5 protein-coding genes and 1 pseudogene are annotated in these 8,391 nt (G+C 70.3%); 5 read left to right on the forward strand and 1 reads right to left on the reverse strand.

The features are described 5' to 3' along the window. The first annotated feature begins 302 nt into the window (after positions 1 to 302). The 5 genes from pgaA (at position 303) to QMO14_RS20635 (ending at position 7,721) form a co-directional block, all read left to right on the forward strand. Complete coding sequence (gene pgaA, locus QMO14_RS20615; protein WP_301509373.1) at positions 303 to 2,915, forward strand: poly-beta-1,6 N-acetyl-D-glucosamine export porin PgaA; 2,613 nt, start codon at positions 303 to 305, stop codon at positions 2,913 to 2,915. After that, the gene (gene pgaB, locus QMO14_RS20620; RefSeq protein WP_301509375.1) at positions 2,915 to 4,996 is read left to right on the forward strand and encodes a poly-beta-1,6-N-acetyl-D-glucosamine N-deacetylase PgaB; all 2,082 of its coding nucleotides are present in this window, start codon (positions 2,915 to 2,917) and stop codon (positions 4,994 to 4,996) included. The genes pgaA and pgaB overlap by 1 nt, the downstream gene beginning before the upstream one ends. Beyond that, the gene (gene pgaC, locus QMO14_RS20625) at positions 4,993 to 6,273 is read left to right on the forward strand and encodes a poly-beta-1,6-N-acetyl-D-glucosamine synthase (protein ID WP_301509376.1); all 1,281 of its coding nucleotides are present in this window, start codon (positions 4,993 to 4,995) and stop codon (positions 6,271 to 6,273) included. The genes pgaB and pgaC overlap by 4 nt, the downstream gene beginning before the upstream one ends. Beyond that, positions 6,263 to 6,835, forward strand: a complete 573-nt coding sequence (gene pgaD, locus QMO14_RS20630) for a poly-beta-1,6-N-acetyl-D-glucosamine biosynthesis protein PgaD (RefSeq protein WP_301509377.1) — start codon at positions 6,263 to 6,265, stop codon at positions 6,833 to 6,835. Before pgaC ends, pgaD begins: the two co-directional genes overlap by 11 nt. Positions 6,836 to 6,923: 88 nt before the next feature. Further along, a complete protein-coding gene (locus QMO14_RS20635; protein WP_301509378.1) occupies positions 6,924 to 7,721 on the forward strand; it encodes an SDR family oxidoreductase in 798 nt (265 codons plus the stop codon). A 338-nt stretch (positions 7,722 to 8,059) separates the two neighbouring features. Here the strand turns inward: QMO14_RS20635 and QMO14_RS20640 are convergent. Then, positions 8,060 to 8,391, reverse strand: a pseudogene (locus QMO14_RS20640) (IS30 family transposase); the annotation flags it as partial.

An 8,391-nucleotide genomic window follows, 5' to 3' on the forward strand; every position in this document is an offset into this window, starting at 1 on the left:
CTTAGGCCGGGCCGGAAACACACGGTCATCCGCGGGTCGGGTGGCCGTCCGACAAGATCGATCGACGCAGACGCCCAAAACGCGAACCTATTCACACCTAGAACGCAAAAGCTCATTCCATTGTTTGCGTTAGTTAACAATCATCACTAAAGTCACCGAAGAATTGATTCTCCGAGTCGGGGTTGCCAGCCTGTCACCCAGGCACCCCGGCGTTTGCGGCGTCGCGATGGGTCGCCCGAGGTCTCTTTTCGGTTTTCCAAGGGAGCAAGGTGTTCATCCAGAAAAAGACTGGAGGCACGGTCATGGCTGCGCGCGCCTCGGCGCCGGCCGGTCCGATGCTTCTTCGATTGGCGCGGACCGCGCAGAAACTTCCCTCTCTGCCCCTGGCATGCACCCTGGCGTTCGGCACGCCGGTGGCGCTCGCGCAGCCGTCGCCCGCGCAGCCCGCAGCCATCGACAGCGCCCGCCCGCTGAATGACGCAGCCTACGACGCGCGCCGGCACGACGCGCTGATCGTCGAGCGCCGCGAAGGCCGCGTCACCGGTGCCGACGCGTTGCGGCAGCTCAAGGCCTGGCTGGCCTCGCCGATGGCCGGCGATGCGCGCCGGCGCGTGGCCTCCGACGCCATCGCGATCGCTTCGGCGGACGGCCAGTACGCGCAGGCCGTCGCGCTCGCTCGCGAGTTCGCGCCCTCGACGCTGCAGACCTATGCCCTGGGCCCGCTCGCGGAGGCCGCCCGGCGCACCCGGGACACCGGCCTGCAGGGCGAGACGATCGCCGTCTGGCGCGCGCGGCAGCCCGATGCGCGCGAGCCTCGCGTGCACGAGGCCTGGTGGCGCATCGAAAGCGGCGACCTCGCCGGCGCACAGGCGCTGTACGACGCGCTCTCGCAACCCGCTCCCGTACGGATCGACGATCGCGTGGCGCTGCTCGAACTGCGCGGCGCGCTCGCGCGTGCCCGCAAGGACACACTGCAGGCCCTGGGCGCCTACGCCGAAGCCGGGGCTCTTCGACCCGGCCGTCTCGACCTGCGCCGCGAGGCCGACTTCCTCCTCGCGGCCAGCGGCGCCGCGTCGAGCGCCTTCGAGAGCGCGGAGGCGGCGCGGCGCGCCAACCCCGGCAGCTTCTCGCCGCTGGCGCTGTCCACGCTGCAGCAGGAGGCGCTCGCGCAGCGGCTGCGCTGGGCGATACGCGCGCGCGACCAGCGCCTGGGCACCGAACGCGTCGTTGCGCTCGACCGCGTGCTGGCCGAGCAGGAGGCCGCGCTGGCCCGGGTCGATGCCGAGGCTCCCCAGGCGGACCCCGCGGACGCCGACGCATGGCGCAACCTGCGCATGAAGCTGCAGACCGATCGGCTGCTGGCGCTGGTCGAACGCGGCCGCCCGGCCGAGGCCGTCGCGCTCTACGACGCGATGCGCGCCACCGATACGAACATTCCCGCCTACGCGCTGGTGGCCGCGGGCCGCGCGCTCGCGCAGCAGCGGCGCTCCATCGAGGCCGTGCCGGTCTACGAGGCGGCCATCGCCTGGCGCGGCGCCGAAGTGCCGATGCCCGACGAGGCATATCTCGGGCTGGTCTACGCCTACCTCGACGTGGGCCGCTTCGCGGACGCCGATGCGCTGCTGCAGCGCATCGAGGCCGCCACGCCCGCGCAGCTGCGGCTCGCGCCAGAGCCCGGCCGCCCGAACGGCGAGTACACCGACGTCAGCGGCCTGCGCGGCATGGTGCAGCTCTACACCGACCGCCCCGCGCTCGCGCAGCGCAGCTTTTCGGTGCTGACGCGGGAGGCTCCGCTGAACCCCGGCTTCGCGCACGGCGCGGCCCTCACCGAGCGGCTGCGCGAGCACCCCGAGGCCGCGCTGGCGCGCTACGAGGCGCTCGCGGCCGATTCGCCCTACGACACCGATGCGCGCGTCGGGCATGTCGAGGCGCTGCTCGACGCATCCGAGTTCGCCGAGGCCCGCCGCCGCGCCGAATCGCTCGCAGCCGACGTGCCCGACTCGGTGCAGGTGCGCGAGATGGAACGCAAGCGCCACGCGCTCGTGGGCCCGAGGCTCGACGTCGACGCCGAGGCCTCCTCGGGCGGCGCGGCCATCGCCAACCGCGAATGGCGCATCGACAGCCGGCTCAGCTCGGGCCTCATCGACGACCGCTGGCGCGTGTTCTACGAGCAGACGCTGGGACGCGGCAGCACCGACATCGGCAACGCGAACTGGGCGCGCGGCGGCCTCGGCCTGGGCTGGGAGCAGGGCCGCTGGCTGGCCGAAGGCATCGTGCAGCACGCGAACGGCGGGCCGTATCGCAACAGCGTGGCCGGCCGGCTCGACTACCGTGCGGGCGACGCATGGCGGCTGTCGGCCACCTACGACGGCGACAGCAGGGAGCTGCCGTGGAAGGCGCGCGCGGCGGGCATCGGCGCGCACGAGTTCGGCGCAGGCGTGGGCTACGTGGTCGACGAATCGCGCCGCTTCGACCTGAAGTGGCAGCAGCTCGACTTCAGCGACGGCAACCGGCGCGAGGGCATCGACATCGGCTGGCGCGAGCGCTGGATCAGCACGCCGGCCTTCCAGCTCGAGACCCGGCTCGGCGCCGACGCGGGCCGCGGCCGCGCGGTCGATGCGCCCTACTTCAACCCGTCGAGCGACTCCAGCGTGCAGTTCAGCGTGCGCGCGCAATGGCTCAACTGGAAGCGCGACGACCGGCAGTTCTTCCAGGTCGTCGAGCTCGGCGGCGGCAGCTACCGGCAGGCCGGCTTCGGCAGCGGCCCGATGTGGAGCCTGCGCTACGAGCACCGCTGGAACCTCGGGCCGAAGCTCACGCTGCGCTACGGCGTGGTCTTCTCCGGACACCCCTACGACGGCGTGCGCGAGCGACAGCGCGGCGTCTTCCTGAACCTCTCGACTCCGCTGCCGTGATGAGAAGAAAAACCAAGCCCCACCCCATCGACTTCTGGCGTTCGACCTTGCCGTGGCTGCTGCTGGCGCTGCTCGCGGCCTGCGCGCTGCCGGTGCCCGCGCAGCCGCTGCCGCCCGCCGACCCGGACGACGGCCAGGGCTTTCGCGTGATCGCGTTCCACGACGTGCGCGCCAACGTGCGCCAGAGCTTCGAGGCATCGCCCGACGAGACCGCGGTGGACGAGCGCACCTTCGCCGACACCCTGGCCTGGCTGCAGTACAGCGGCTACCACCCGGTGAGCCTGCAGCAGATCGTCGACGCGCGCGCGGACGGCAAGCCGCTGCCGCCCAAGGCCGTGCTGCTGACCTTCGACGACGGCTACCGCAGTGCCTACACCAAGGTGTTCCCGCTGCTCAAGCGCTACAACTATCCGGCGCTGATGGCGCTGGTCACGAGCTGGCTAGAGGTGCCGCAGGGCCGGCAGGTGCACTGGGGAGACAGGCCAGCGCCGCGCGAGAACTTCCTCTCGTGGAGCGAGGCGGCCGAGATGGCGCGCTCGGGCCTGGTCGAGTTCGCGAGCCACAGCGACGCGATGCACACCGGCATCCTCGCCAACCCGCAGGGCAACCTGCTGCCGGCCGCGGCCACGCACCGCTACGACCCGAAGACCGGCCGCTACGAGGACGACGACGCCTACGTCCAGCGCGTCGAGGCCGACCTGCGCCGCAGCCGCGAGATCATCGAGCGGCGCACCGGCGCAAAGGTGCGCTCGATGGTGTGGCCCTACGGTGCTTACAACACCGCGGCCGTCGAGGCCTCGAAGCGCGCGGGCATGCCCATCACCTTCACGCTCGACGACGGCCCCAACGCGCCCGGGGTGCCGCTGGCGCGCATCCGCCGCGCGCTGGCCGCCTACGACAACGAGGCGCCGGCCTTCGATCGCATGCTGCGCAGCCCCGTGGGCGGCGAGGTGCGGCCGGTCAACCGCGTGATGCACGTGGACCTCGACTACGTGTACGACCCCGACCCGGCCCAGCAGGAGCGTAACCTCTCGATGCTGATCGACCGCGTGGCCGCGGTGCATCCGCGCGCGGTGTTCCTGCAGGCCTACGCCGACCCCGACGGCGACGGCGTGGCCGACGCGCTGTACTTCCCAAACCGCCACCTGCCGGTGCGCGCCGACCTGTTCGGCCGCGCGGCCTGGCAGCTGCACAGCCGCGCCGGCGTGAAGGTCTACGCCTGGATGCCGGTCACGGCCTTCAGGCTGCCTGCATCGAACCCGCTGGCCACGCACACGGTGGCGGCGCAGGACGGCGCGGTGCACGCCGACCGCTACCACCGTCTCACGCCCTTCGACCCGGCGGTGCGGGCACTGGTCGGCGACATCTACGAAGACCTTGGCCGCCACTGCTTCTTCGAGGGCCTTCTGTTCCACGACGACGCGATGCTCTCCGACGACGAGGACGCGAGCCCCGCCGCGCTGGCCACCTATGCGCAATGGGGACTGCCGGGCGACGTGGCGGCGATCCGCGCGAACCCGGAGCTGACGGCGCGCTGGACCACGGCCAAGACGCGCTACCTGATCGGCTTCACGAAGGAGCTCGCCGCGCGCGCGGGCGCCTGGCGCCCGGCGCTGGAGACCGCGCGCAACCTCTACGCCCGGCCGGTGCTCGAACCCCAGGCCGAGCAGTGGTTCGCGCAGAACTACGAGGCCTCGCTCGCGGCTTACGACTACGTCGCGCTCATGGCCATGCCCCGCATGGAGCGCGAGGCCGATGCGGACGGCTGGCTCGCGCGCCTGGCCCGGCGCGCCGCCGACACGCCGCGCGGCCTCGACGGCACCGTGTTCGAACTGCAGGCGCGCGACTGGCGCACCGGCAAGCCAGTGCCCGACGCCGAACTCACGCGCCAGTGGACGCTGCTGCAGCGCGCCGGCGTGCGCCACCTGGGCTACTACCCCGACGACTTCCTCCACGACCAGCCCGGGCTGGACACCGTGCGCCGCGCGATCTCGGTGCGCACCCTGCTGCCGCGCGCGCTGCGCACGCCGGCCGAGACCGAAGCGCCACCGAGCCCGCTGCAAGGAGCGCGGCCGCGATGAGCCCCACCCTGCAATTCCTCGGGCAGACGCTGCCTTCGCTGCTGTTCGGCTTCGTTTTCTATTACCCGTTCTTCATGGCCTACGTCTGGATGGCGGGCGGCCTCTCGCATGCGATGGTGTTCGAGCGCAGGCGCGACGTCGACGTCAACCCGCTCGACCTGCTGCCCTCGCGCCCGCTGGTCACGGTGGTGGTGCCCTGCTTCAACGAGGCGCCGCACCTGCGCGAGGTGATCGAACAGCTGATGCGCACGCGCTACCCCTACTGCGAAGTCATCGCGGTGAACGACGGCAGCACCGACGGCACCGGCGAGCTGCTCGACGAGATGACCAAGGAGTACGGCCGCCTGCGCGTGATCCACAACGCCAGCAACCAGGGCAAGGCCGTGGGCCTCAACACCGCCTGCCAGCTCGCGCGCGGCGAGTACATCCTCGGCATCGACGGCGACGCGCTGATCGACGAAGACGCCATCGCCTGGATGCTGCTGCCGATGCTGGCCTCCGAGCGCATCGGCGCGGTCACCGGCAACCCGCGCATCCGCACCCGCACCACGCTGCTGGGGCGCATGCAGGTGGGCGAGTTCTCCTCGATCATCGGCCTCATCAAGCGATCGCAGCAGCTGGTGGGCACGCTCTTCACCGTGTCGGGCGTGCTCGCCATGTTCCGCCGCCGCGCGGTGATCGACGTGGGCTTCTGGAGCCCCGACGTGCTCACCGAGGACATCGACATGAGCTGGAAGCTGCAGATCGCCGGCTGGCAGCTGCGCTTCGAGCCGCGCGCGCTGTGCTGGATTCTGATGCCCGAGACCTTGCGCGGTCTCTGGAAGCAGCGCCTGCGCTGGGCCGTCGGCGGCATCCAGACCATGCTGCGCTGCACCCCGCACATCCTGCGGCCGCGCCACTGGCGCATGTGGCCCGTGTACTTCGAGTACATGACCAGCGTCTTCTGGGCCTATGCGATGGCGCTGGTGCTGCTCATCAGCCTGGTGCGGCCCTTCCTGCCGCACGACTCGTCCTGGCACTCGGCGCTGCTGCCGCACTGGCAGGGCACGCTGCTGGCCATGACCTGCATCCTGCAGATGCTGCTGAGCCTGTGGATCGACCGCCGCTACGACCGCGACCTGCTGCGCTACTTCGCCGGAACCATCTGGTATCCGATCGCCTTCTGGACCATCACGATGGCGGCCACCGTCATCGCGGTCCCCCAAGCCCTGATACGCCGCCGGGGGAAACGCGCGGTGTGGACAAGCCCCGATCGAGGAGTCTCCGATGCCCCATGAGTCCGTGTTCCCTTCCAGCTATCCGCCCGACATGCACGACGACGCGGCGCCCCCGAGCCGCCGCCGCTCGTGGGGGCAGCCGGCGGTGGAGGAGCCCATCATCGATGCCGCCCGCATCCCGCTGCGCTCGTTCGGCAGCGGCCGCTCGCCGCAGCGCGCGCTGGCCATGTACCTGTGGCTGCGCCTGCTGCGCCCGGCCGTCACGGTCGCGATCTGGTTCTGCGCGGTCTGGTATGCATGGCCCTACGTGCTCGGCGCGCGCTCCCAACCCGAGGTGCTGCATCTGCTGAGCCTGTACGGCCTGGTGATCTGCGCCATCCTGGCGTCGATGCTGGTGATGGCGCCATGGCGCCGGCGCCAGCACCGCCGCGAGGCGCCGCCCGTGAAGGAAAAGTCATCCCTCTCCGCGCTGGCCACCTACATCGAGGTGACTCCCGCGCGCCTGTCGACCTGGCAGCGTACGCGCCAGCTGCTGGTGCACCACGACAACAACGGACATCTGCGCGACGCCATCGATACCACGCCGGCCACCCTCGAGCCCGAGACCGCGAAAAAGCGCTGAGAGCCCGTGACCCGTCCGGCCGGGGCGCATGCAGGGGTTTCGCGACGGTGATTCAATCGCCGCACCCCATCCACCAAGGACCCGCTTCATGGACCTCCAGCTCCAGGACCAGCACGTACTCGTCACCGGCGGCAGCAAGGGCATCGGCCTCGCCTGCGCGCTCGGCTTCCTGCGCGAAGGCGCCCGCGTGAGCCTCGTCTCGCGCGACCTCGCCAACCTCGAGCAGGGCCGCAAGACCCTCGCCGAATCGTTCCCTCAGGCCGAAGGCCGCGTCTCCATCCACGCCGCCGACCTCAAGGACCCCGCCAGCGCCGTCGCCGCCCTCGACGCCGCCGAAAAGGCATTCGGCCCCGTCGACGTCCTCGTCAACTCCGCAGGCGCCGCCCGCCGCACTCCGCCCGACGACCTCACTCCCGCGTCGTGGCACGACGCCATGGACGCCAAGTACTTCACCTACATCCACATGATCGACCCGGTCGTCAAGCGAATGGGCCAGCGCGGCCGCGGCGCCATCGTCAACGTCATCGGCCAGGGCGGCAAGGTCGCGAGCCCCGTCCACATGGCCGGCGGTGCAGCCAACGCCGCCCTCATGCTGGTGAGCGCCGGAATGGCCGCCGCCTATGCAGGCAAGGGCGTGCGCGTGAACGCGGTGAACCCCGGCCTGACGCTCACGGAGCGCCTGCAGGAAGGAATGAAGGCCGACGCGAAGCTGCAGGGCATCGGCACCGATGAGGCGCTGGAGCGAGCGAAGGCCAGACTGCCGCTGGGCCGCATCGCGACGCCGGAGGAAGTGGCGAACACCGTGCTGTTCCTCGCGTCGCCGAAGGCGAGTTATGTGACCGGTGCGATCGTGGCGATGGATGGTGCGGTGACGCCGATGATCTGAGGAAACGAGAAAAGCACGGCGAATCGATCGCCGCAGCCCTCACCCCAACCCTCTCCCGCAAGCGGGAGAGGGAGCCAGGCCTCTACCGCGAGCGGGAGACGGACAGAGGGAGGGAGAGGGAGAGGGAGCCAATCCGAAGGCCGAGCGAAGCAAAGGCCCGAGCGGTTCCCCTCCCCTCTGGCTGCGCCGAGGAGCGCAGCGTTTCGCGGATCAGGGCTCGCCCTTGTCTGAGCGAAGCGAGTTTGGGCGAGACCCCGCGAAACGCGAGCACCGCAGGTTGCCCGCAGCGAAGCGGAGGGACGCAGACAGTGGGGTCGCCTTTCTTTTGCCTGGCGGTCTCAAATCCCAAGTGCAACGATAGGTTGGATATCGACATTCTGGTTGAAACAGTCTTCGAAGAGGACTTGTGCCGGAGTACGGAACCCCAAGGTCTTGCGTGGGCGGGTGTTCAGGCTCCAGGCGATGTGATCGAGATGGCGCTGAGAGTGAACGCTCAAGTCCGTTCCCTTGGGCAGGTACTGCCTGATCAAACCATTGGTGTTCTCGTTGATGCCGCGCTGCCAAGGGCTGTGAGGATCCGAAAGTAGATCTTCAAACCCGTGCTTTCGGCGAGCTTCTTGTGCAAGGCCATCTCCTTGCCTTGGTCGTAGGTCAAGGTTTTTCGAAGCGC

The organism is Variovorax sp. CAN15 (assembly GCF_030462475.1).
Classification (GTDB): Bacteria; Pseudomonadota; Gammaproteobacteria; order Burkholderiales; family Burkholderiaceae_C; genus Variovorax.

Bases quoted from the DNA above. Each gene is read 5' to 3' on its own strand.
- pgaB (WP_301509375.1), top strand. From the start codon at position 2,915: ATGAGAAGAAAAACCAAGCCCCACCCCATCGACTTCTGGCGTTCGACC.
- pgaC (WP_301509376.1), top strand. From the start codon at position 4,993: ATGAGCCCCACCCTGCAATTCCTCGGGCAGACGCTGCCTTCGCTGCTG.
- QMO14_RS20635 (WP_301509378.1), top strand. From the start codon at position 6,924: ATGGACCTCCAGCTCCAGGACCAGCACGTACTCGTCACCGGCGGCAGC.
- pgaA (WP_301509373.1), top strand. From the start codon at position 303: ATGGCTGCGCGCGCCTCGGCGCCGGCCGGTCCGATGCTTCTTCGATTG.
- pgaD (WP_301509377.1), top strand. From the start codon at position 6,263: ATGCCCCATGAGTCCGTGTTCCCTTCCAGCTATCCGCCCGACATGCAC.